The following is a 24,730-nucleotide window of genomic DNA, read 5'->3' as shown; positions in this document are numbered from 1 at the left end:
CTTCTACCTTTGATTTAACCAACTCTTTAAGACTTCAATGTCATTCTGGTATTCGTTATTTATTTCATCAACCCAATCTGAAATGTTCTCCCACCACGCAGGCATATCTGGAGATTGAGCTTTCTGAGCAACTTGCTGTATGCGCTTCAGGCCAATTGAACCTGCCGCACCTTTAATCTTATGCGCTTCAGAAACGATGCTGTCTTGATCTTTCGCCACCATGTTGGAATTCAATATTTCCATATATTCCGGCATCATATCTTCAAACATCACGATGCTGTCCAAAACCGGTTTCGACCCGACAATATCAACATAAGACTCTAGCATATCAATATCAAGCAAAGTGGTATCAATCGTTGAAAGAGCAGGCTTACTCGCTGTTACTTTTTCAGCACCTGTTACTTTCTCAATACCGGTTACTTTTTCAACATCCTTTGCAGTATCAATACCCTTGGCTGTATCAATACCCTTAACTTTCTCAATAGCCTCTGGCGCATCCTCGATAAGATCGCTGATGACATCCTGGATTGCACGAACCGACAGCGGTTTACTGATCGCTTCGTCCATGCCTTTCTGGAAGTATTCTTGCTTGTTGTTTAATACGTTTGCGGTTAATGCCACCAAAGGCGGCAGCTTGCTGTATTTCTCGCGGTAGTATTGAGCAATATCGAAGCCCGTCATATCTGGTAACTGGATATCCAGTAAGACCAAGTCATAATCTTTCGGGTTGAAAACGATTTGCGCCTCTTTACCCGTCATTACGACTGTCACTTCATGACCAAGGCTTTCAAGTAGAGAGCGAGCTACTGTGATATTAAGCTCAATATCTTCGACCATGAAGATCTTAAGATTGGACTGCTTTCTTGGCGTTTTGATCAGAGCCTGAGTATCGTGATTAACAGGCACTCGAATAGAAACCGTAAAGGTACTACCAAAGCCCTCTTCACTGGTGACTTCAATGTGACCATCCATCATATGGATCAGCTGTTGAGACACGGCAAGACCAATACCAGTGCCGACAGCGTGTAGATTGTCTGTGCCCGACTTCACCTGGTAGTACATCGCGAAGATCTTCTCGATTTCACTTTCAGGAATACCAATCCCGGTGTCTTCTACTTCCATGGTGATGTTAGCAAAGTCGCCATCAATTTCAGCGCTGACTGTCATCACGACACCACCATCTTTGGTGAACTTCATCGCGTTGCTTACAAGGTTCCACAACACCTGTCTAAGACGAGTACCATCCACTTCGACCGCAGCAGGAAGATCCGATAACCTTTCAAGATCAAACCTTAACCCTTTTTGCTCTGCCATTAACGCAGAAATACTCTCAATCTCAACAACGAAGTCTTCAAAGTTGAGCGGAGTTGGGAATAACTCAAGTTTACGACGATCAAATTTGTCCATATCGATAATATCGTTAAAGATATTACCCAATGTCACCGCGCTCACCTTGATGGTTTGCATCTGCTTGCGCTGCTCGGTCGTCAGTTGGCTATCCAACAACATACGACTCAAGCCGATGATGCCATTGAGCGGCGTTCTTAACTCGTGGCTAATGGTTGAGATAAAGGTGGTCTTATCACGACTGGCTTTCTCCAGTGACTCTTGGTGCTCTTTACGCTCAGTAATATCACGGCCAAAACCGACCAAGCCCAAGTGACGACCTTCTTTACTGTAGAAAGGCACCTTACGCAGTTCGAAGTAGCTCTTACGACCATCAGGGTATTCCAACCATTGGTCATAAGTCAGTGCTTGGTTGTCAGCAAATACCTTCTTATCGGTTTCAACAACTTGTTGAGCGATCTCTTTGCTATAAACATCCCAAGGCGTTAAGCCAACGAGATCTTTTTCTGTCTTGCCAGTAAGCTCTTCAACTGCACGGTTACAACCAGAGAACACACCATCTTCATTGCGATAGTAAATAAGATCAGGAGAGGCATCGATAAACGAGCGTAGCAGTGCTGTACGCTCTGCAAGTTCAAGCTGAGTTCGCTCACGCTGGAACACCTCATTTTCAAGATCGTGCATTGCTTCTGCACGCGCTTCTTCCGCTTTTTCACGCTCTTCAATTTCTTGATTAAGCTTCTCGATATTGAGTTGCAGTTTATTGTTGAGCTCTTGATCTCGCTCTCGCATGTCACCAAGCTTAGAGACCAATTTCGCCAACCTTTGACGAGACTCTTCCAGCTGATCAACGACCACTGATAGGAAATAAACCGCCCAAGGCGTAATCACTAAACCAAAGAAAACCGAACGGACAATGTCGATATCATCAACATTACCTTTGAGTGCGAGGGTTATCCCCACTTGCACAACAACTGCGAGGGCTACAAGCGCTAAGGCGAGTAAGATAGAAAAGCGGACAATCCCCAGTTTTACGAGTAGATCCACGTAATACTGAGCGAGATTTTTCATGGGTTTCATTTAACGCTCCATGCGATAAGACTAGCAATATTCTACCCTGTTTAAAGAGAGGAGGTAAGCTAGCTACATCACACGCAGCAAGAGAGCTACAGTTATATTGTTTAAAACAGATAAGTGGGATAAATAGAGGGGCAGCAAGAGATAAATGCGCTATCGAATTGAGGAAGGATGCACCATCGAACGGTTTCGACCGTCGGATTTAGCTTGATACAACGCACTGTCAGCCAAGGCAACCGCCGAATCCATTTCATCATCAGGTGTCGGAATGTAAGAGATAATACCAATACTCACCGTGATGAATTCAGAGACATTCGATTTCTCATGCGCCAGTTCCAATTTAAGGATCCCATCATGGATACGCTGTGCCACCAGCTGAGCACCCTCAGCCGTGGTATTCGGTAGAATAAAGCCGAACTCTTCACCACCGTAACGAGCCACACAATCCGATGAACGGTTCAGCACCTGCTTAAATGCCTGAGAAACTTGGATCAGAGCATCATCACCTTGTTGATGTCCGTAAAAATCGTTGTAACCTTTAAAGAAATCGATGTCACACAGCATAATCGTCAGTGGTAATTTCTCACGCACATGATAATGCCACAGCGTCGAAAGCTGTTCATCAAAGCGACGGCGGTTGGAAACCTGAGTCAGGCTGTCCATGAAGCTAAGACGCTCAAGCTCAAGGTTGGCTTCTTCAAGTTTCTGCTCCGCAAGGTAACGTTCTGTAATATCACGCGCCATGATCAACACACCATTAGTGCTTGATGCCAGATCCCTAAACGGTGATTTCACCACATCATACCAAGTGTATTCGCCATCACTAGAGACGACCTTATCGATATAGCGTAATGACTTACCTTGATGAAGCACTTGGTGATCGGTGTCTGAAATGCGCATATACATACTATTAGGCACCACATCTTGCAGGCGCTTACCGACCAAATCACTCACTTCAGAGATACCCAGCGCAGCCACAAATGGCTTATTACATGCTTGGTAAACCATATTTTCGTTGAAGATACCAATCGAGTCAGGGCTCGCTTCCAAGATGTTTTGGAGGATGGTGTCACGTTGGGCAAGCGCGACTTCAGTATCTTTTCGCTTTTCCATTTCGCCGCGCAGCTTTTGCTGCATGTCGTGCCAATCGGTCACATCATGGCTAATTGAGAGCGTACCTATGGTTGATCCATCTTGCGAGAGCAAGACACTTTGGTAAGTTTCAAGCAAACAACCCTTACCGTCTTGATCCGTTGTCCACGAACGTTCACTGACTCGACCTTTTAAAGCCCCACCAGAAACACTCAAAGTGCCCTCTTCAGAGCGTCCATGCCAAAACTTTTTAAACGAGCGATTACTCGTCACCAACTCACCCTTTTGATCTTTTACATAGATCAGCTCAGATAAAGAATCCAAAGCGGTGCGCGCGACATTAAGCTCACGAACTTCTTGGGACACCTCTTCATCTGTATTTTTATACGGTGATGCGTGAATCATCCACGCTTTCTTACTTCTAAAACGGATCCTGCGACCAACCAAATTGATCTTAAAGGACTCAAATTCAGACAGCGCCCACAGGGAGACCTGCTCAAATGATCGAGAGTTGATGTGATTGGTTAAGTAATGACGAAAGCTATTCTCGCTTTCAACGGTAGGGAATCGAAAGTTAACGCCAATTTGGCGAATACCAAGCAGCTGCATAGCTTGGCGATTGGCATATAAGATCTCTCCACTTCGAACATCAACAAAGTAGAGTGGCGATGGAGTAGCGAGTAGAAGTTTTTCAAGATGCGACTGATAACGTGAATAAAGATGCCAGCAGATGAGAGCAATCAGCAATACAACAACGATATAAATACCGTAGCCATACGCCCTGTCCCACAACCAAGTCATTACCAGTTCCATTTACTCTCAATCTATACCATAAAATCTGTGAGGGAAATGTTACCACTATTTGTTGGTTTTATCTGCTGTTACCGACAGTCACCATTTTCTATCAATTGACCGCGTTTAAAACAGGCAGTGTGTACTCGAATGCAGAGCCAGTTTTGATGCCTTGTGCGCCAGTTTTATCAAGCGAACGGCCAATCTCAGTCATCGCTAACCAACGGTTCTCACACCACAAAGGTGAGAGTAACGTCGGGCGTCTCGCCGCAGAAGATACTCGGTGATAAACCACGTTTGCTGGAGTCCGTTGAATCACCTCAGTCGCAATATCAATGTACTCCTCAAGGCTTGGTGCTTCTAGCTTTCCGGCCTTCCACGCCTTAGCCATGGTACTGCCCTCTACTATATGGAGCCCGTGCAGCTTAATACCGTCGGTGCCAACGGCTAATACCTTATCTAAAGTTTCAAGGTTATCCGCTTTGGTTTCTTTGGGCAGGCCAACAATAAGGTGAGTACATATCTTGATCCCCAAAGCACGAGCGCGCCGAGTGATCGTTTCATACACCGCGAAATCGTGGCCGCGGTTAATTCGCTTGAGGGTTTTATCATTGGCCGTTTGTAGCCCGAGCTCTAGCCAAATCTCATAGCCTTGTTTCACGTAACCCGACAGCAGTTCCAATACAGAATCAGGCACGCAATCGGGTCTTGTACCAACGCAAAGGCCAACAATATTGGCACCCGGAGCTTTAAGGGCTTCTTCGTACATGTTCTTGAGCACCTGCACTTCAGCATAAGTGCTGGTGTATGCCTGAAAGTAAGCAAGATACTTCTTAGCACGGGCAATCTCACCCGCACGGTCTTTTAATTGATCGGCAATACTTTGAATCTGAGTTTGTTCGTCGGAAAAAGACGCTACATTGCAAAAAGTGCAACCACCGCGACCGATTGTGCCGTCTCGATTTGGGCAGCTAAAACCACCATGAAGTGTCAGCTTGTGAACCTTTTCGCCATAACGACGTTGAAGGTCTTGGCCGATAGTATTAACCAACTCGTGTAATTGCATATTTTCAAAGTGCTCAAGTAAATAAAAATGAATCTCAGTCTTTTTCTGAAAAAAAATTACATCCCTGCAAAATTCGACCAATTAGTTTACGCAAGGCTTTTTGCGAGCAACCTATCAAATATCAATAAACATGCAAAAAATCGGCTCTATTTGCCTAATGTTGCACATTTGTTAGACATTAAATTCAAAATAAAACGAAAAAAATGGTCTACATGGACCAACTTTCATTGCAATTCGCCTAGACAAAATTGTAGGATACTTACACATATTGGCTATTTTTGAGTATTTACTTACACCTAAAACTTGCCAATAAGTCGGTGATACCCATATCCCACCTATATAAACCACTAGTTTGTGGCTAAAAATAAACGGATATCACTAAGGATTGTTTTTCTCGCAATACTTTTCCTGCGAGATACGGAAAGGATTCAAACCGCCAGCATAGGCAGGTTTAGACCCATAAATATAAAAGGACAAGGCTAACTTAATACAAATAAGTTGCGCCTAGATTTAACTGGAAGGATGTATCTATGGTAGATCAAGAGCAGAACTCACAGGGTCTGTATACTCCTGAATTGGAGCATGACGCTTGTGGTATCGGTTTTGTTGCGCATCTAAAGAATCGCAAATCTCATGATGTAGTAACTCAAGCACTCGATATGCTTGCACGTATGGAACACCGTGGCGGCCAAGGCTGCGATCCGTGTTCTGGTGATGGTGCAGGTATCCTGCTACAGAAGCCGCACGAATTCTTACTAGAAGAAGCCGTAAAGCTTGGAATTAAACTGCCATCTTTTGAAAAATATGGTGTTGGTGTTGTACTTTTCCCTAAAGATGAATACAAACGTGCACAGTGTCGTGACATTCTAGAACGCAATGCACAACGCCTTGAGTTAGAAGTTATCGGCTACCGTGAACTTCCAACTGACAATTCAATGATTGGTGCTGACCCATTAAGCACTGAACCTCAATTTGAACACGTATTTATTTCTGGCGGCCCTGGTATCACACCAGAAGAGCTTGAGCGTAAACTGTATGTTCTACGTAACTACACGGTTCGTGTATGCCTAGAAAGCGTTTCAAATATTGGTGATGACTTCTACATCAACTCTATGTCTTACAAGACATTGGTGTACAAAGGTCAGCTAACAACTGAACAAGTTCCTCAGTACTTCCTAGATCTGCAAAACCCAACTATGGTGACAGCTCTAGCACTCGTACACTCTCGCTTCTCTACCAATACATTCCCTCGTTGGCGTCTAGCTCAGCCTTTCCGTTACATCGCGCATAATGGCGAAATCAATACGGTTCGCGGCAACCTGAACTGGATGAAAGCACGTGAAGCAATCCTAGAATCGGATCTGTTTACACAAGCTGAAATCGACATGCTGCTTCCTATCTGTCAAGAAGGTAGCTCAGACTCATCAAACTTCGATATGGCGCTTGAGCTACTTGTTCTTTCAGGTCGTACTCTGCCACATGCGTTGATGATGATGATCCCGGAAGCATGGCAAGAAAACAAAAACATGGATCCAACTCGTCGTGCGTTCTACCAGTACCACGCGAACGTAATGGAACCATGGGATGGCCCAGCGTCAGTATGTTTCACCGATGGTGTTCAAGTTGGTGCAACTCTTGACCGTAACGGTCTGCGTCCTTCTCGCTACACAGTAACTAAAGACGACTTCCTAGTGATGGCGTCTGAGTCTGGCGTAGTTGAAATCGCACCAGAAAACGTTGAATACCGTGGTCGTCTACAGCCTGGTCGTATCTTCGTTGCTGACCTTGAGCAAGGCCGCATCATTTCTGATGAAGAAGTGAAAGACGGTATCGCTAAATCGCAACCCTACGAAAAATGGGTTGAAGAGAATCTTCTGAGCTTGAAAAAGCTACCGGATGCGAGCAACGAATTTAACCAACCTTCTCCAGAAAAACTGCTACACAAACAACAATCGTTTGGTGTGAGCTCTGAAGAAGTAAACGAAATCATTCTCCCTCTTGCAAAAACAGGCTACGAGCCACTTTCTGCAATGGGTGCTGACTGGCCGCTAGCGATTCTTTCTCATCAATCGCAGCACCTTTCAAACTACTTTAAGCAGTTGTTTGCACAAGTAACTAACCCGCCAATCGACCCGATTCGTGAGCGTATGGTTATGTCTCTGAATACTTACCTAGGTAAAGATCAGAACCTACTTGCTGAAACGCCTGAACACTGTCAAAAAGTGGAACTTGAGTCTCCAGTTCTTTCTAACTCAGAGTTAGAGAAACTGCGTGCAATCGATAATGAGCACCTTCAATCGAAGACGCTGGATATCGTATTCCAAGCAAACGGAGACCAAGGTAAGTTAGAGCGCGCACTTAAACGTATCTGCCAATATGCAGAAGATGCGGTTATTGATGGTTACTCTATCATTCTACTGACTGACCGTGCGGTTAACTCAAACCACGCAGCTATCCCAGCAATGCTGGCGGTTGGCGCGGTTCACCACCACCTAATCCGTAAAGGTTTACGTGCTAAGTGTGACATCGTTGTTGAAACGGGCGATGCTCGTGAGACACACCACTTTGCAACCTTAATTGGTTACGGTGCAAACGCAGTTAACCCATACCTAGTTATCGAAACGATTGTTGAACTGCAACGTACTAAGAAGCTAGATCCAAACGTTCATCCACGTGAGTTATTCGATAACTACCGTAAGGGTGTTAACGGCGGTCTACTGAAGATCTTCTCGAAGATGGGTATCTCTACGCTGCAGTCTTACCACGGCGCTCAAATCTTTGAAGCACTTGGTGTTAGCAAATCCGTGGTTGAAAAATACTTCACTGGTACTGTTTCTCGTATCCAAGGTCTAACGATCGACGATATCGCACGAGAAGTATTAGTTCGTCACCGTGTTGGTTACCCTGCTCGTGAAATCCCAGCTCAAGTTCTTGATGTTGGCGGTGTTTACCAGTGGAAACAACGTGGTGAGAAGCACTTATTCAACCCAGAAACCATTTCTCTACTTCAAGAATCGACGCGTAACAAAGATTACGGTCAATTCAAGAAGTACGCGAACGCCGTTGATGCTCAAGGCGACAACGCAGCAACACTACGTAGCCAACTTGATTTCATCAAGAACCCAGCAGGCTCTATTCCTCTAGCGGAAGTAGAACCTATTGAGAAAATCCTTAAGCGTTTCGCAACAGGCGCAATGAGCTTCGGTTCAATCTCGCATGAGGCTCACTCAACACTGGCTGTCGCGATGAACCGCATTGGCGCGAAATCAAACTCAGGCGAAGGTGGTGAAGATCCAGCACGTTTCGAGCGTAAAGAAAATGGCGACTGGGAACGTTCAGCAATCAAACAGGTGGCTTCTGGTCGCTTTGGTGTAACGTCTTACTACCTATCTAACGCTGATGAGCTACAAATCAAGATGGCTCAAGGTGCGAAACCTGGCGAAGGTGGTCAACTACCTGGTGATAAGGTTGATGACTGGATCGGTGCAACGCGTCACTCGACTCCGGGCGTAGGTCTTATCTCTCCACCGCCACACCACGATATCTACTCAATCGAAGATTTGGCTCAGCTGATCTACGATCTGAAAAACGCGAACCGTAACGGCCGTGTCAACGTGAAGCTAGTATCAGAAGCTGGCGTAGGTACGATTGCATCAGGTGTAGCAAAAGCGAAAGCTGACGTGGTACTTATCGCAGGTTTTGATGGTGGTACGGGTGCATCTCCGATGTCTTCCATCCGTCACACAGGCCTGCCTTGGGAACTGGGTCTAGCGGAAACGCACCAAACACTACTGAAAAACGGCCTACGTAACCGTATCGTTGTTCAGTCTGATGGTCAGATGAAAACACCACGTGACCTTGCAGTCGCAACGTTACTTGGCGCTGAAGAATGGGGCGTAGCAACAGCAGCTCTAGTTGTTGAAGGCTGTATCATGATGCGTAAGTGTCACAAGAATACATGTCCTGTTGGTATCGCAACACAGAACAAAACTCTTCGTGAGCGTTTCGACGGCCGCGTAGAAGACGTAGTAACGTTCTTCCAATACATGGCTGAAGGTCTACGTGAAGTAATGGCTGAACTTGGCTTCCGCTCTATCGATGAGATGGTTGGTCAATCGCACAAACTTAAAGTTCGTGATGACATCGGTCACTGGAAGTACAAGAACCTAGATCTAACACCGGTACTGCACATTGAGCAGGCTCGTGCAGAAGATGGTATCTACAACCAGACAACACAGAATCATAATCTTGAAGACGTTCTAGACCGTAAGTTGATTCAGGCTGCAATCCCAGCGCTTGAGAAAGGTGAAGCGGTTACCGCTCAGTTCCCTATCATCAACACGGACCGTTCAGCAGGCACGATGCTGTCGAACGAAATCTCGAAGGTTTACAAAGACCAAGGTTTACCACAGCCAATGAACGTTAAGTTCCACGGTAGTGCTGGTCAATCTTTCGGTGCGTTCCTTGCGAAAGGCGTTAAGTTCGAAGTAGAAGGCGACGCGAACGATTACTGGGGTAAAGGTCTGTCTGGCGGTACGTTGGTACTGTACCCAGATGCAAGATCTACTATCGTTGCTGAAGATAACATCGTGGTGGGTAACGTATGTTTCTACGGTGCAACCTCTGGTGAATCTTTTATTCGCGGTATGGCTGGCGAACGTTTCTGTGTTCGTAACTCTGGTGCGAAGGTTGTTGTTGAGGGTGTTGGTGACCACGGTTGTGAATACATGACTGGCGGTGCGGCAATTATCCTTGGTTCAACGGGTCGTAACTTTGCTGCAGGTATGAGTGGCGGTGTCGCTTATGTTTGGGATAAAGCAGGTGACTTCGAGACTAAGCTCAACGCAGAACTTGTAGACCTAGATCCAATTGAACAAGAAGATAAAGATCTTCTACTAGATATGCTAACTAAGCATGTTGAATTCACAGGAAGTGAAGTTGCTCAGTCTTTCCTAGACAACTTTGAAGCAAGTGTTGCATCGCTAGTTAAAGTAATGCCACGCGACTACAAAGCGGTTCTTCAAAAGCGTAAAGCTGAAGCACAACAGGCACAAACGGAAGAAGTGGAGGCAGTATAATGGGTAAGCCTACTGGATTTTTAGAACACGGTCGTGAGCTTCCAAAGAAGCTCGACCCGTCAGTTCGAATTGAAGACAACAAAGAGTTCGTACTTAACGAAGAGTTTGGTGAAAAGATCAATACTCAAGCATCTCGTTGTATGGACTGTGGCGTACCTTTCTGTCACAACGGCTGTCCGATTGGTAACATCATCCCAGAATTCAATGACGCTGTTTATCGCGACAGCTGGGAAGAGGCTTGGAACATTCTTAGCTCTACCAATAACTTCCCTGAGTTTACAGGTCGTGTTTGTCCTGCTCCTTGTGAAAGTGCCTGTGTTCTTGGCATCAACCAAGACCCAATCACTATCTGTAATATCGAGAAAACGATTGTAGAAACTGCGTACCGTGAAGGGTACGCAAAGCCTAAAACACCACGCTCTCGCACAGGGAAAACTGTCGCAGTTATCGGTTCAGGCCCTGCAGGTCTAGCCGCTGCTGAGCAACTAAACAGTGCAGGTCACTCTGTGACGGTATTTGAACGTGATGAGAAAGTCGGTGGCCTACTGCGTTTCGGTATCCCAGATTTCAAACTGGGTATGGACGTGATTGATCGTAAGATCAACCTAATGGCTGAAGCTGGCGTTGAATTTAAAGTTAACCAACACATCGGTGTTGATGTTAATGCTCAACAGTTACGCCAAGAGTTTGATGTGGTATTGCTAACGGGTGGTTCTACGGTTCCACGCGACTTACCAATCCCAGGTCGTGAGCTTAAAGGCGTTCATTTTGCCATGGAATTCCTTGGTCAAAATAATCGCCGTGCCAACGACTTAGATCTTAAGACAGAAGAGCTTCACGCTAAAGATAAGCACATTGTGGTTATCGGTGGTGGTGATACGGGTTCTGACTGTGTGGGCACATCAAACCGTCATAAAGCAGCAAGCATTACTCAAGTTGAGATCATGCCGATCCCACCAGAGAAACGCCCTGCAAATATGCCTTGGCCTCAATACCCAATGATCATGAAAACCACCACTTCTCACGAAGAAGGTTGTGAACGTCATTGGAACATCTTAACCAAAGAGTTCATTAGCGACGACCAAGGTCAAGTAACGGGTCTACGTATCGCTGACATCGTTTGGCAAGACGCAAAACCAGGCGAACGTCCAGGTTTTGATGAAGTAGCGAACTCTGAACGTGTTATTCCATGTGACATGGCATTCCTTGCAATGGGCTTCTTACACCCAGAGCCTACAGGCGTGCTTGCTCAACTAGACATTAAACTGGACGAGCGCGGTAACGTCGCTTCTGAAGGTTTTGCGACGAACCAGAAAGGCGTTTTCGCTGCTGGTGATATGCGTACTGGTCAGTCTCTGGTTGTACGTTGTATTAATGAAGGTCGTGAATGTGCAATTGCCATTGATGACTTCTTAATGGGTAACTCAAACTTAGAAGCGAAAGCTGATTCACTCATGCTTTCCGCATAATATTTCTCGGGCTAACGTCGATGACGTTAGCCTAGAGGAAAAGCAACACCCTTCCTAACTTTTATGTTTGGCTAGCACTCGATGCTAGCCTTTTTTCTATCTGCCTTACGGCTCCTAGGACATTCCCTTCGTTACACATGTTAAATTCCATTAACATCTACCTTTTATATCCCTTTGATATCATTCTACTATTTTAGATTATTACGTGGTTAATCGCGTTTACGCATGATAATTAACCATGAACTTGACCTTAAACACAATTAGCTATACGTTGTAAAGCTGGTGAAAATAAAACCAATCGGTTTTGTTAACACAACCAATAACGTTTTAACTAGCTAAAGACAAACTATAAGCTTATAAAAAATAACAAGTATATGAATAGTTAGTCATTTACTGTCTGGATGACAGAGAAGCAAAAGGGAGAATTGCAATGGCTCTATATGATCCTAGTCTTGAAAAAGACAACTGTGGATTTGGTTTAATAGCGCAAATGGAAGGCCAACCGAGTCATAAGTTGGTACGAACTGCTATTTCAGCCCTCGATCGCATGACACACCGTGGTGGTATTGCTGCGGATGGTAAAACAGGAGATGGCTGTGGCTTATTGCTACAGAAGCCAGACTCTTATCTCAGAATTATTGCAGAAGAGAATAACTTCAAGCTCGGCAAGCAATACGCTGTCGGCATGATTTTCTTCAGCCAAGACCCAATCAAAGCGCAATCCGCGCAAGACATCGTCAATAAAGAGCTAGCTCAAGAAACTTTAACCGTTGCAGGTTGGCGTGTCGTGCCGACCAACACCGACGTATTAGGTCCAATCGCCAAAGATTCTGTTCCCAATATTCAGCAAGTGTTTATCTCGGCACCCGCGGGGTGGCGTGAACGCGATATTGAACGACGCCTTTATATCGCTCGTCGTCGAATTGAAAAACAGATCACCGAAGACAAAGATTTCTATATTTGTAGCCTTTCGACACAAGTCATGGTTTACAAAGGCCTGTGTATGCCGGCCGATCTTCCGCGATTTTACCTCGATCTTGCTGACTTACGTATGGAATCGGCGATATGCCTGTTCCACCAGCGCTTCTCAACCAATACTCAGCCGCGTTGGCCACTGGCTCAGCCATTCCGCTATTTGGCGCACAATGGTGAGATCAATACCATCGAAGGTAACCGTCAGTGGGCTAAAGCTCGTGCCTATAAATTCTCTTCACCACTGCTGCCCGATTTACAAACGGCCGCACCCTTTGTGAATGAGACAGGCTCAGATTCATCAAGCCTAGATAACATGCTCGACCTGTTCCTTGCCGGTGGTATGGATGTATTCCGAGCGATGCGTATGCTCGTGCCGCCCGCTTGGCAAAACCACCCAGACATGGATCCCGATCTGCGTGCATTCTACGACTTCAACTCCAAGCACATGGAACCGTGGGATGGCCCTGCAGGTATCGTCCTTTCTGACGGTCGTTACGCTGCGTGTAACCTAGATAGAAACGGCTTACGCCCTGCGCGTTATGTGATTACCAAAGACAACCTGATCACGCTGGCATCTGAAGTGGGCATCTGGAATTACGCGCCAGACGAGGTGGCAGAGAAAGGGCGTGTCGGCCCGGGTGAACTACTCGTCATAGATACGCGCCGCGGTAAACTGTGGCAATCTAACGAGATCGATAATGACCTTAAAGGTCGCCATCCCTATAAAGAGTGGATGGAAAAGAACGTTCACAAACTCACACCGTTTTCCGATCTGCCCGATGAGCAAGTCGGTAAGCGCAGCTTTGACGATGACACGCTCAAGACCTACCAAAAACAGTTTGCGATGAGCAACGAAGAGTCGGACCAAGTACTGCGTGTGCTTGGTGATATGGGACAAGAGGCCGTAGGCTCGATGGGCGATGATACGCCGATGGCTGTGCTCTCTTCGAAAGAACGTCTCGTCACTGACTATTTCCGTCAAATGTTTGCACAGGTCACCAACCCACCGATTGATCCACTGCGTGAAAAGCATGTTATGTCTTTAGCCACCAGTATCGGCCAAGAGATGAACGTGTTCTGCGAAACAGACGGTCACGCCTACCGTGTGACATTTAATTCGCCAGTTCTGGTCTACTCTGACATGCAGCAACTTCTGCAGTTAAATCAAAAACACTATGGCCACGCGATTCTTAGCATGCACTATGATCCTGCTGATAAAGATCTCGAACAAGCCATTAATGACTTGTGTGATCGTGCGGTGCAAGAGGTCCGTGATGGTGCTGTTTTGATTGTACTTTCAGACAAGCACTTAGAGAAAGGCAAGCTCCCGGTTCCAGCAGCGATGGCTGTAGGTGCGGTGCAAACCAGACTTGCTGACAACAACCTACGTTGTGATGCCAACATCGTGGTTGAGACAGCAACCGCACGTGACCCGCATCAATTTGCAGTTCTGCTTGGCTTCGGTGCAACCGCAGTTTATCCCTATCTCGCTTATGAAGCATTGGGCAAAATGTTGGACGATGGTTCTTTAAATAAAGACTATCGCACTGCATTGCAAAATTACCAAAACGGCATCAACAAAGGTCTGTATAAGATCATGTCGAAGATGGGTATCTCGACGATTGCTTCTTATCGCTGCTCGCAGTTATTTGAGGCTGTCGGTTTACATACCGATGTTGTTGATCTGTGTTTCCGTGGCGTAACGACTCGTATCCAAGGCGCTAGCTTTAGCGACTTCCAACAAGATATCTATAACCTATCTCGTAAAGCATGGACTAAACGTAAACCACTGGAACATGGTGGCTTACTCAAATACGTACATGGCGGCGAATACCACGCCTATAACCCAGACGTAGTCAGTACCTTGCAAACCGCCGTAAAGACAGGTGAAACATCCGACTACCAATCTTTTGCGAAGCAAGTTAATGCTCGTCCTGCTGCTATGCTGCGCGACTTAATGAGCCTCAAAAAAGCCGATCAACCTCTGCCTCTAGAGCAAGTCGAGCCGAGTAGCGATCTCTTTAAGCGCTTTGACTCTGCGGCTATGTCGATTGGTGCCTTGAGCCCCGAAGCTCATGAAGCGCTGGCCATGGCGATGAACCGCTTAGGAGGCTACTCCAACTCTGGTGAAGGCGGTGAAGATCCACGACGCTTTGGGACTGATCGCAACTCACGAATCAAACAGATAGCTTCTGGTCGTTTTGGTGTGACGCCACATTACTTAACCAATGCGGATGTTCTACAAATCAAAGTTGCACAAGGTGCGAAGCCAGGAGAAGGCGGTCAACTGCCAGGTCATAAGGTCACAGCAGAAATCGCCAAGCTGAGATACTCAGTTCAAGGCGTAACATTGATCTCCCCTCCTCCACATCACGATATTTATTCTATCGAAGATCTGGCGCAGCTGATTTTCGACCTTAAGCAAGTTAACCCTAAAGCCTTGGTTTCAGTGAAGTTAGTATCTGAACCGGGTGTAGGCACCATTGCCACAGGTGTGGCGAAAGCTTATGCCGACTTGATTACGATCTCCGGTTACGACGGTGGTACCGCGGCAAGCCCACTGACTTCAGTGAAATACGCGGGTTGTCCTTGGGAGCTTGGCTTAGCCGAAACTCAACAAGCACTCGTCGCCAACGGACTTCGTCATAAGATCCGCCTGCAAGTCGATGGTGGTTTAAAAACCGGCCTCGATGTTATCAAGGGCGCGATTTTAGGTGCTGAAAGCTTTGGTTTCGGTACTGCGCCAATGGTCGCGATGGGTTGTAAGTTCTTACGAATTTGTCACCTAAACAACTGTGCAACGGGTGTTGCGACTCAAGATGAAACCCTACGCCGTGAATACTTTAAAGGCCTGCCAGACATGGTGGTGAACTACTTTACAGGCCTAGCCGATGAAGTTCGCCAGTACCTTGCTGAACTTGGCGTAGAAAAACTCACTGACCTGATTGGTCGTACTGATTTGCTTGAAGCCGTTCAAGGCCTCACGGCGAAACAGAGCAAGCTCGATCTCTCTTCGATATTGGAAGCTCCGGTATCTCCAGAAGGTCACCCACTATTTTGGACAGAGCCAAACGCACCCTTTGATAAAGCTCAGCTCAACCAACAGATCCTTGATGACGCAATCGATGCGATTGAGAAACGTCAATCCACCAGCCTTTACTACAACGTGATCAACACCGATCGCTCGATTGGTGCTCGTATCTCTGGTGAAATTGCCAAACGTTACGGTAACCAAGGCATGGCCGGTTCACCAATTAAGTTGTATCTCGATGGCACGGCAGGCCAATCCTTTGCGGTTTGGAACGCTGGCGGCGTAGAGCTGTATCTGACGGGTGATGCCAATGACTACGTCGGCAAAGGCATGGCTGGCGGCAAAGTAGTGATCAAACCTCACCAAGGCACAGCCTTTACTTGTAACGAAGCGACCATCATAGGCAACACTTGTCTGTATGGCGCAACCGGAGGCAAGCTATTTGCCGCAGGTACTGCGGGCGAGCGATTTGGCGTGCGTAACTCAGGTACCGTTGCTGTGATTGAAGGTGCGGGTGACAACGCCTGTGAATACATGACTGGCGGTATTGTGGCCATTCTTGGCGCAACTGGCGTCAACTTCGGCGCGGGTATGACGGGTGGTTTTGCTTATGTCATGGATAAGAATGAAGACTTCCAAGGCCGTGTGAACAACGAATCGGTCGAAGCGCTTTCTCTGTCTGATCTATTTATCCACCAAGAACATCTGCGCGGCCTGATTGCAGAGCACTTAGAAGAGACTGGCTCAGTACACGCTGAAGCTATTCTGGCGAACTTTGATGAATGGATTCCGAAGTTCTACCTAGTGAAGCCAAAGACGGCGGATCTTAACACCTTGCTCGGTCACCAAAGCCGTAGCTCTGCTGAACTTCGTGTTCAAGCGCAATAATTGGAAGGAGCCAATAATGAGCCAGAATGTATACCAATTTATTGATGTGAATCGCGTAGACCCAGCGAAGAAGCCAATCAAAATACGTAAAATTGAGTTTGTAGAGATCTACGAACCTTTCACTAAGCAACAAGCCAAAGCGCAAGCAGACCGTTGTTTAGACTGTGGTAACCCTTACTGTGAATGGAAATGTCCTGTTCATAACTACATCCCTCAGTGGCTCAAGCTTGCCAATGAAGGACGCATTATCGAAGCGGCTGAACTGTCTCACCAAACCAACAGCTTGCCTGAGGTGTGTGGGCGAGTTTGCCCTCAGGATCGACTGTGCGAAGGATCTTGTACCCTCAATGATGATTTCGGCGCAGTAACCATCGGCAACATTGAAAAATACATCAATGACAAAGCGTTTGAGATGGGCTGGAAACCAGACATGTCTCACGTTGAATGGACCGACAAAAAAGTCGCTATCATCGGCGCAGGCCCAGCAGGTCTTGCTGCTGCTGATATCTTAGTTCGAAACGGTGTGAAGGCCGTGGTATTTGACCGCTACCCTGAGATAGGTGGCCTGCTGACGTTTGGTATCCCATCGTTCAAACTTGAGAAAGGCATCATGGAAAACCGTCGCCGTATCTTTAGTGGAATGGGTGTCGAATTTAAAATGAATACCGAAGTCGGTAAAGACGTTCAGCTGCAACAATTAGTCGATGACTATGATGCTGTCTTCTTAGGTGTCGGCACCTATAAAAACATGCGTGCTGGGTTAGACAACGAAGAAGCACCGGGCGTTTATGATGCCCTGCCATTCCTTGTTTCCAATACCTACAAGGTCATGGAACTGGATAACCCAACGCCGTTTATCGACATGAAGGGTAAAAAAGTGGTCGTGCTTGGTGGTGGTGATACCGCGATGGACTGTGTAAGAACCTCGATTCGCCAACATGCAGCTAATGTTGTTTGTGCTTATCGCCGAGATGAAGCAAACATGCCGGGCTCTCGCCGTGAGGTGAAAAATGCAAAAGAGGAAGGCGTAAAGTTCATGTTCAACCTTCAACCATTAGCACTGGAAACCGATTCATCCGGTCATGTGACTGGCGTAAAAGTGGTGAAAACAGCCTTGGGTGAACCTGATGAGGCAGGCCGCCGTCGTCCTGAACCCGTTGAAGGCAGTGAGCATGTTCTTGAAGCAGATGCTGTGATCATGGCGTTTGGTTTCCAACCTCATGCAATGGAATGGCTAGAACCATTTGGTGTAGAGCTCGACCAATGGGGGCGCATCAAAGCTCCCGGCAAACAAGAGTTTCAATACCAAACCACCAACAGCAAGATATTTGCCGGTGGCGATGCCGTTCGAGGTTCTGATTTAGTGGTGACCGCTATCGATGAAGGCCGTAAAGCCGCAGAAGGGATCTTGGACTACCTAGAAGTGTGATTGGTTTTCCTTTATTACTCAGTTCGTTACTATAAAAAAGGATCCAATTATGGATCCTTTTTTGAATTAGATTCGTTTATCACAAGCATCACGAAAATACGTAAAACAATTACAAATAAGCCAATACCGATAACTACAATTAGAATTAAAAACAAGCCATAGGAAACACTATGAAAAAAGCCGATCTCCTTTCTCTATCTCTTTTAACTCTAACCGCTTGCAGCCAAGGAATCACGGACATGAAAGACAGAACTTCATCACCTTGTGGAGACAAACCAAACTGCGTTTCAACTCAAGATGACCGTGAACAACATGCTCTAGCAGAGTTTGACCTCTCAGAGTCTGTAACTCTAGATCAGATTGAACAAGTTGCCCTAACCTTACCAGGCGCAAAAACAGCCAGTAAAACCGAAGATTACCTGCGTGTTGAATGTACTTCTCGCATCATGCGCTTTGTCGATGACTTAGAGCTTAAGATCACTGATGGTAAACTGATCGTGCGTTCAGAGTCTCGCACTGGCCATTCTGACTTTGGCGTCAACCGAAAACGAGCGGATCAACTTCGTGCTAGCTTGAAAAGCGAAGGCTTAATCAAATAGATAAAAGAATACACAGATAAATCGTCTGTATTCGGATGAGAAGTGCTTCTGGGCAGTCGCTCGACACTTCTCTTCCATGCTACAATTTCGCTCTACTGTTTAAATAATTTTTATTAAGAGACTACACATGAAAATCGGCATCATTGGCGCAATGGAGCAAGAAGTTGCGATCCTAAAAGCAGCAATTTCAGACATTACTGAAGTTAATAAAGGCGGTTGTACCTTTTTCTCTGGTCAGCTAAATGGTGTTGACGTTGTTTTGCTTCAATCAGGCATTGGTAAAGTAGCAGCGGCTGTTGGTACTTCAATCCTGCTAAGCGAATACCAGCCAGATGTCGTTCTAAACACTGGCTCTGCTGGCGGTTTTGATTCAACACTGAACCTTGGCGATGTGGTTATCTCTACTGAAGTTCGTCACCACGATGCAGATGTTACAGCTTTCGGTTACGAAATTGGTCAAATGGCAGGTCAACCAGCAGCGTTCAAAGCTGACGACAAACTGATGGCTGTTGCTGAACAAACTCTAGCACAAATGGAAGATAAGCACGCCGTTCGCGGTCTTATCTGTACTGGCGACGCATTTGTTTGCACAGCAGAACGCCAAGAGTTCATCCGCAAGCACTTCCCGTCTGTCGTTGCTGTAGAGATGGAAGCATCGGCTATCGCTCAAGCTTGTCACCAATTCCAAGTACCATTCGTGGTTGTTCGTGCAATCTCTGACGTTGCAGACAAAGAATCACCAATGAGCTTCGAAGAGTTCCTGCCACTAGCAGCTCAAAGCTCTTCAGAAATGGTTATCAAGATGGTTGCCCTACTAAAGTAAGCGACTAGACATGCAAACACTGTTTGATCAGGTATTTGCAAATGGCGTGCTCCTTGTAATGTGGGGAGCACTGCTTTTTCATTTGATTTTACCTATCCCCCATGCCGCACACCCTACGACCTTATGGCATAAGTTTGCTGAGCTTTTAGCAAGCAAGGTTAATAACAACCAAAACTATTCCCAAAGCTTAATCTCGGGCACATTAGCCTGGGGCGTAATGGTACTGCCGACTCTGATAATTCTATTGGCACTGCAACCATTGGTTTGGCAATCTCAACTGTTTGAATTAGCGCTGTTATTGCTGGCGATTGATTGGCGCAATAATGAAAAGCTAGCAAATCAGCTGATCAAAGCGCTTGGTCGAGAAGATAAAGCCACGGCTCGTCAGTTACTGGCTCCGGTTGTAAATCGTCAAACCGAATCACTGTCATCACTTGGGCTGGGCAAAGCAGCTGCTGAAACCATCATCATGGGTTACGCACGCAATGTGGTATGTGTTTTATTCTGGTACGCCATTGGTGGTGGAATTGCGGCTTTAATGTATCGCCTTGTTGTTGAGTTAGCTCGAGCTTGGTCGCCGAGTCGTAAGCAATTTTCTCCGTTCGGCTCAACGGCTATCAAGATAGTCGCTATCCTCGAATTCATACCGATGCGTCTGTTTGCTTTGATGATCGTATGTGGTGATAAAGCAACGCACACATTTAAAATGATGCTTACCCAGAGCCGTTCTTGGCCATTGCCCGGGCCTGCATGGTTGATCACGGCCGTTGGCAACAAGCTGGAATTATCATTGGGTGGCCCTGCTATTTACAACAACACCAAAGCCATTCGCGCAAAATTGGGGGGCAGAATCGCCCCATCAGCTCTGCATCTATCTCAGGTTCAGAAGCTGCTGTTTGGTCGTATTGCTATCTGGATATTTTTACAAAGCCTAATCTTACTATTTGTTCACCAAGGGATTTAGAGTGAAACCTTCAGCACTTGTTACAAGCCTTACTCTTTTGTCTTCCAGCTTATGGCTGCCTTTATCATTTGCGGAAGAAACATCGCAGACTCCAGAAAAAGTACAGCCAGCTCAACGCGTAGTAAGCCTTGCTCCTCACGCCACTGAACTCGCGTACAGTGCTGGCTTAGGTGATAACCTTGTTGCGGTCAGTGAGCGGAGTGATTACCCACCACAAGCAGACCAGCTTGAAAAAGTGGCAAACTATCAAGGTATCAAGGTTGAGAAAATCATCGCACTGCAACCTGATTTGATTCTTGCGTGGCCAGCGGGAAACCCGCCCAGAGAGCTCGCGAAACTAGAGCAATTTGGGTTTAATATTTACTACTCGAAAACCAAAAGCCTAGACAGCATTGCGACCAATATTGAACAACTCAGCCAATACTCCAGTGATCCGAGTATTGGGGAAAACAATGCCAAGCAATACAAAGAAAAACTCAACGCATTGAGACTAAAATATAAAGATGCCGAACCCGTAAACTACTTTTATCAGCTAAGTGAAAAGCCGATCATCACCGTCGCTCAAGGGCACTGGCCAAGTGAGGTGTTTGAATTTTGTGGCGGCCAGAATATTTTCGAAGACAGTGCTTCCCCTTATCCTCAAGTTGGTATTGAACAAGTTGTATTAAGGAAACCGCAAGTGATCTTCACTTCTCAGCACGCAATTGAGAATGGAACCATGTGGCAAACTTGGGAGGACGAGATCCCAGCAGTCGCTCAAAATCAGATTTGGTCACTCAATTCTGACTGGATTAATCGCCCGACAACGAGAACTTTGAAAGCGATCCAACAAGTATGCGATTTCTTCGATAGAGCTAGGCAAAATCACTAACTATTTGCTGCGTTTTTTCGTACAATTCGCCACCGACCTGTCCCTACAATTTTAACTATAAGAGCACCAGTATCATGGACTCCATGCTGCTTTATATTATCGATTTATTTGGCACTGCCATTTTTGCTGTCTCAGGCGTATTTGTCGCTGGCCGTCTTAAGATGGACCCCTTTGGCGTAGCCGTTCTAGGCAGTGTGACCGCGATTGGCGGCGGCACTATCCGTGACATGGCATTGGGTGCGACTCCCGTGTTTTGGATCACCGATACCACCTACCTTTGGGTCATTATCACTACCTGTTTGCTGACCATGATTATTGTAAGACGCCCTAAACGTCTGGCTTGGTGGATATTGCCGGTATGTGATGCGATAGGCTTAGCCGTATTTGTTGGCATTGGTGTTGAGAAAGCGCTGAATTATCAAGACTCGGCATTAGTGGCTATTATCATGGGGGTTATCACAGGCTGTGGTGGCGGTATTATCCGTGACGTGCTTGCCCGTGAAGTGCCGATGATCTTAAGAAGTGAAGTCTACGCCACGGCTTGTATCATTGGTGGTGCTTTTCATACCATGGCGATTCTCATGGGGCACGATTCAGAAACCGCATTTTTAGCCGGTGTGTTCACAACACTATTGATTAGGCTTGGCGCAATTCGCTGGCACTTGTCATTGCCTACCTTTGCTATCAAATAGATAGAACGATGACTAAGAGGCTCCGCAAAGGAGCCTTTTTTAATTCGCTTTCAAAGTACTTATACCCTCTATTTCTTCCTTCAAAGATCCCCTTCTTTCATGACACTCAATTTAGTTAGCTTGTTAGTTAGTAATGTTTTTTGTTTACTTACATAGTTCACAGGCTATATTAATAAACAAATAGCTTTATAAATAATTTTATTTACTAACACTTGAAAAGGGAGTTCAAGATGAGTATCAATAAAGTGGGCATTGTTTTCTTCTCTAAGAATGGAGCGACTAAGCAAGTCGCAGAGACAATCGCTGAAGGCATTAACACTCAACAATCTAACTCAGCACAGCTCATCGAGGTGCTCTCTTCTGAAATAATCGAAGGAAGATATGACAATGACGATAAGCTCAGCGCATTAGACAGCTGTGACGCCATTATCTTTGGCTCCCCGACTTATATGGGTTCACCAGCGGCTCAGTTTAAGAGCTTTATGGATGCGAGCAGTGGTAGCTACTGTAAGAAAGCATGGCGAAATAAGCTCGCTGCAGGTTTCACCACTGGTGGTAGCCTTAACGGTGAACAACAGCAAACCCTACTGAGCTTTTTCACTCTGGCTTGTCAGCATGGCATGATTTGGGCAGGGCTTGATATCTCAAAGCATATTGATGATTTAGGTTTGAATCGCACAGGTTCAAGTATTGGTTTGGTCGCCAGTGATGATCAGACGGCTGAGAGCAACGATAATCACATCAATAGTAATGATCTTAAAACCGCTTTCTATTTTGGCCAACGCATCGCGAGTCTAGTTAAGAAAACCTAACGAGCTAATTTCCTAATTAACGAGCTAACGTCAAAACCCCTAGCTTGTCTGATATCTATGTACTCAGACTAGAGAATGAATGGCGTTTGAGGTAACTTGGTTTAATCATTCCCAACTTTCATGAATATAACCCAATGCTACTCGAAGGAATCGAAACTCTATTGGTTTTAAGTAAAGCAAAAACCATGAGCCGCACCGGCAGTTTGCTTTATATCAGCCAATCAGCGGTCAGCAAACGGATTGCTAATTTAGAGAAGAAGTTAGGCAAAAAACTCATAGAACCGAGTGGTCGACAGATCAAACTGACGCCAGATGCGATTGCATTAATCGAGAGTATCGGCCCTGCATTCAATGAGCTTCGCGGTCTTATTTATGAGCAGCAAGAGTTGGAAGATACCACTCTCATCACCTTAGATAGCTCTAAGTCGCTGATCGCGGGTTATCTAGGTGAGATGATGGGCCAATTTATCCAGCAAGATAAATACATCACCATTACCACCAACCATACCCCAAGAATCATAGAGCGAGTGCAATCTGGCAAGGCGACCTTAGGGTTGTGTGCTGGTTTACTGCCACCGCATCATGGGTTAATGACATTCCACCTGTTTGATGAGCCGTTTTACATAGTGAGTAAGTCACCATTAACGGAGCTTCCTCCAATGGTTATCACTAACGACATGACCAATCCGGCAAACTCGTATCAGTTATCTGTGCTTGAAAAGTTCGGCATCAAACCCTTGATGGAGATGGATGCCTACACCGCAGCAGCCCAGTTAGCGTTGGGTGGGACAGGGCCAGCGTTGATCCCGCTATCTATCGTAAAAACACTCAATATTGAACCTCAATACCTGTTTAGTTTTGCCGAATTGAAGGGATTGATTCGACCGATTCATATCTGTGTAAGGCCGAACAGCTATCAATCTCCACGAGTTAAAATACTGATAGAATCCATTGTTGATGCTGTTCCCAAAGCAGTTTAGACGCCATTAACATCGACATCACGATCACAAGGGGGCGAATCCATTTCTGCCCTTTTGTCACCAGGACCTTAGCGCCAAGCTGTGCGCCCATAAAGCCACCAACAGCCATCACTAACCCTAATTCCCAAATTGGCAAACCAGCCAAAATAAAGAAGATTAAAGCTGCGATATTCGAAGTGAAATTAAGAACCTTAGTACGTGCCGTTGCATCCACTAAAGAGAAATGGCCGATAGCGACAAAACAGACGGTGAAAATAGAACCCGTTCCTGGGCCAAAGAAGCCATCGTAAAAACCAACACCGCCACCAATGCACAAAGCAAACACGGCTTCAGACATCTTTTGCTTACCTTCAGACGCTCTAGTTTGGGGTGCTAATAGGAAATAGAGAGAGATGGCGATAAGCAGTAAGGGGATCATGCTCGTCAATAAGCTCGCATCAATATGCTGCACTAACTCAGCACCAATCGCAGAACCGATAAAGGTACAGAGAATGGCAAGACGCATTTCTTTTATGTTCACGATACCATTGCGTACGAAATACCAACTAGCGGAGAAGCTGCCAAAAGAACTTTGAAGTTTGTTGGTTGCCAGTGCCTGCGTTGGTGGTACTCCAGCCGCTAGCAATGCTGGTAGAGTCAATAATCCACCGCCGCCAGCCATTGCATCAATAAAGCCTGCCGCCGTTGCAACTACAAACAAGATAGCCAATATTTCTAGAGTGATTTCCATATACCCAACGCCTTA

General features: G+C 46.1%; 15 protein-coding genes. 11 read left to right on the top strand and 4 right to left on the bottom strand.

Annotated elements, in window-relative coordinates; translation table 11 throughout:
* Positions 1-3: 3 nt before the first annotated feature.
* The 3 genes from arcB to OCU90_RS02465 form a co-directional block, all read right to left on the bottom strand.
* Positions 4-2,427 carry an aerobic respiration two-component sensor histidine kinase ArcB gene (gene arcB, locus OCU90_RS02475; RefSeq protein WP_061024538.1) on the bottom strand — a complete coding sequence of 808 codons (2,424 nt, stop codon included), beginning with the start codon at positions 2,425-2,427 and terminating at the stop codon, positions 4-6.
* A 150-nt stretch (positions 2,428-2,577) separates the two neighbouring features.
* Positions 2,578-4,329, bottom strand: coding sequence for a sensor domain-containing diguanylate cyclase (locus tag OCU90_RS02470; RefSeq protein ID WP_017077703.1), 1,752 nt, complete (start codon positions 4,327-4,329; stop codon positions 2,578-2,580).
* A 91-nt stretch (positions 4,330-4,420) separates the two neighbouring features.
* Entirely contained in the window at positions 4,421-5,374 is a 954-nt protein-coding gene (locus tag OCU90_RS02465) for a TIGR01212 family radical SAM protein (protein ID WP_017087516.1), read from the bottom strand.
* 530 nt (positions 5,375-5,904) lie between these two features.
* Here OCU90_RS02465 and gltB (OCU90_RS02460) point away from each other — a divergent pair.
* From gltB (OCU90_RS02460) to OCU90_RS02410, 11 genes are all read left to right on the top strand, one after another.
* Positions 5,905-10,452, top strand: coding sequence for a glutamate synthase large subunit (gene gltB, locus OCU90_RS02460; RefSeq protein ID WP_004734986.1), 4,548 nt, complete (start codon positions 5,905-5,907; stop codon positions 10,450-10,452).
* Positions 10,452-11,921 (top strand): glutamate synthase subunit beta, encoded by a 1,470-nt coding sequence (locus tag OCU90_RS02455; protein ID WP_004734985.1) that lies wholly within the window; start codon positions 10,452-10,454, stop codon positions 11,919-11,921. The genes gltB (OCU90_RS02460) and OCU90_RS02455 overlap by 1 nt, the downstream gene beginning before the upstream one ends.
* A 430-nt stretch (positions 11,922-12,351) precedes the next feature.
* Positions 12,352-16,815 (top strand): glutamate synthase large subunit, encoded by a 4,464-nt coding sequence (gltB, locus tag OCU90_RS02450; RefSeq protein ID WP_061024536.1) that lies wholly within the window; start codon positions 12,352-12,354, stop codon positions 16,813-16,815.
* Between the two features lie 16 nt (positions 16,816-16,831).
* Positions 16,832-18,244: an FAD-dependent oxidoreductase gene (locus OCU90_RS02445; protein ID WP_009848402.1), complete on the top strand. Its 1,413-nt coding sequence runs from the start codon at positions 16,832-16,834 to the stop codon at positions 18,242-18,244.
* A 170-nt stretch (positions 18,245-18,414) separates the two neighbouring features.
* Complete coding sequence (locus OCU90_RS02440) at positions 18,415-18,843, top strand: DUF1499 domain-containing protein (protein ID WP_061024534.1); 429 nt, start codon at positions 18,415-18,417, stop codon at positions 18,841-18,843.
* A 127-nt stretch (positions 18,844-18,970) separates the two neighbouring features.
* Positions 18,971-19,666, top strand: coding sequence for a 5'-methylthioadenosine/S-adenosylhomocysteine nucleosidase (gene mtnN, locus OCU90_RS02435; protein ID WP_061024532.1), 696 nt, complete (start codon positions 18,971-18,973; stop codon positions 19,664-19,666).
* A 10-nt stretch (positions 19,667-19,676) separates the two neighbouring features.
* The gene (locus OCU90_RS02430; RefSeq protein WP_061024531.1) at positions 19,677-20,630 is read left to right on the top strand and encodes a cobalamin biosynthesis family protein; all 954 of its coding nucleotides are present in this window, start codon (positions 19,677-19,679) and stop codon (positions 20,628-20,630) included.
* Between the two features lies 1 nt (position 20,631).
* Positions 20,632-21,501 (top strand): vitamin B12 ABC transporter substrate-binding protein BtuF, encoded by an 870-nt coding sequence (btuF, locus tag OCU90_RS02425; RefSeq protein ID WP_017087513.1) that lies wholly within the window; start codon positions 20,632-20,634, stop codon positions 21,499-21,501.
* A 74-nt stretch (positions 21,502-21,575) separates the two neighbouring features.
* Complete coding sequence (locus tag OCU90_RS02420) at positions 21,576-22,193, top strand: TRIC cation channel family protein (RefSeq protein WP_004734978.1); 618 nt, start codon at positions 21,576-21,578, stop codon at positions 22,191-22,193.
* Between the two features lie 230 nt (positions 22,194-22,423).
* Positions 22,424-23,005: a flavodoxin family protein gene (locus OCU90_RS02415; protein WP_061024529.1), complete on the top strand. Its 582-nt coding sequence runs from the start codon at positions 22,424-22,426 to the stop codon at positions 23,003-23,005.
* Between the two features lie 134 nt (positions 23,006-23,139).
* Complete coding sequence (locus OCU90_RS02410; protein WP_017080246.1) at positions 23,140-23,985, top strand: LysR family transcriptional regulator; 846 nt, start codon at positions 23,140-23,142, stop codon at positions 23,983-23,985.
* Here OCU90_RS02410 and OCU90_RS02405 read toward each other — a convergent pair.
* Positions 23,936-24,715 carry a TSUP family transporter gene (locus tag OCU90_RS02405; RefSeq protein WP_061024527.1) on the bottom strand — a complete coding sequence of 260 codons (780 nt, stop codon included), beginning with the start codon at positions 24,713-24,715 and terminating at the stop codon, positions 23,936-23,938. The two genes, OCU90_RS02410 and OCU90_RS02405, sit on opposite strands and share 50 nt — an antisense overlap.
* Positions 24,716-24,730 lie beyond the last annotated feature (15 nt).

Source organism: Vibrio splendidus (assembly GCF_024347615.1).
Lineage (GTDB): Bacteria > Pseudomonadota > Gammaproteobacteria > Enterobacterales > Vibrionaceae > Vibrio > Vibrio splendidus.
This window is presented reverse-complemented; position numbering and strand designations above follow the sequence as displayed.

Bases quoted from the DNA above. Each gene is read 5' to 3' on its own strand.
- OCU90_RS02410 (WP_017080246.1), top strand. From the start codon at position 23,140: ATGCTACTCGAAGGAATCGAAACTCTATTGGTTTTAAGTAAAGCAAAA.
- gltB (WP_004734986.1), top strand. From the start codon at position 5,905: ATGGTAGATCAAGAGCAGAACTCACAGGGTCTGTATACTCCTGAATTG.
- arcB (WP_061024538.1), bottom strand. From the start codon at position 2,427: ATGAAACCCATGAAAAATCTCGCTCAGTATTACGTGGATCTACTCGTA.
- OCU90_RS02465 (WP_017087516.1), bottom strand. From the start codon at position 5,374: ATGCAATTACACGAGTTGGTTAATACTATCGGCCAAGACCTTCAACGT.
- OCU90_RS02430 (WP_061024531.1), top strand. From the start codon at position 19,677: ATGCAAACACTGTTTGATCAGGTATTTGCAAATGGCGTGCTCCTTGTA.
- OCU90_RS02445 (WP_009848402.1), top strand. From the start codon at position 16,832: ATGAGCCAGAATGTATACCAATTTATTGATGTGAATCGCGTAGACCCA.
- mtnN (WP_061024532.1), top strand. From the start codon at position 18,971: ATGAAAATCGGCATCATTGGCGCAATGGAGCAAGAAGTTGCGATCCTA.
- OCU90_RS02455 (WP_004734985.1), top strand. From the start codon at position 10,452: ATGGGTAAGCCTACTGGATTTTTAGAACACGGTCGTGAGCTTCCAAAG.
- OCU90_RS02470 (WP_017077703.1), bottom strand. From the start codon at position 4,329: ATGGAACTGGTAATGACTTGGTTGTGGGACAGGGCGTATGGCTACGGT.
- OCU90_RS02405 (WP_061024527.1), bottom strand. From the start codon at position 24,715: ATGGAAATCACTCTAGAAATATTGGCTATCTTGTTTGTAGTTGCAACG.
- gltB (WP_061024536.1), top strand. From the start codon at position 12,352: ATGGCTCTATATGATCCTAGTCTTGAAAAAGACAACTGTGGATTTGGT.
- OCU90_RS02440 (WP_061024534.1), top strand. From the start codon at position 18,415: ATGAAAAAAGCCGATCTCCTTTCTCTATCTCTTTTAACTCTAACCGCT.
- OCU90_RS02420 (WP_004734978.1), top strand. From the start codon at position 21,576: ATGGACTCCATGCTGCTTTATATTATCGATTTATTTGGCACTGCCATT.
- OCU90_RS02415 (WP_061024529.1), top strand. From the start codon at position 22,424: ATGAGTATCAATAAAGTGGGCATTGTTTTCTTCTCTAAGAATGGAGCG.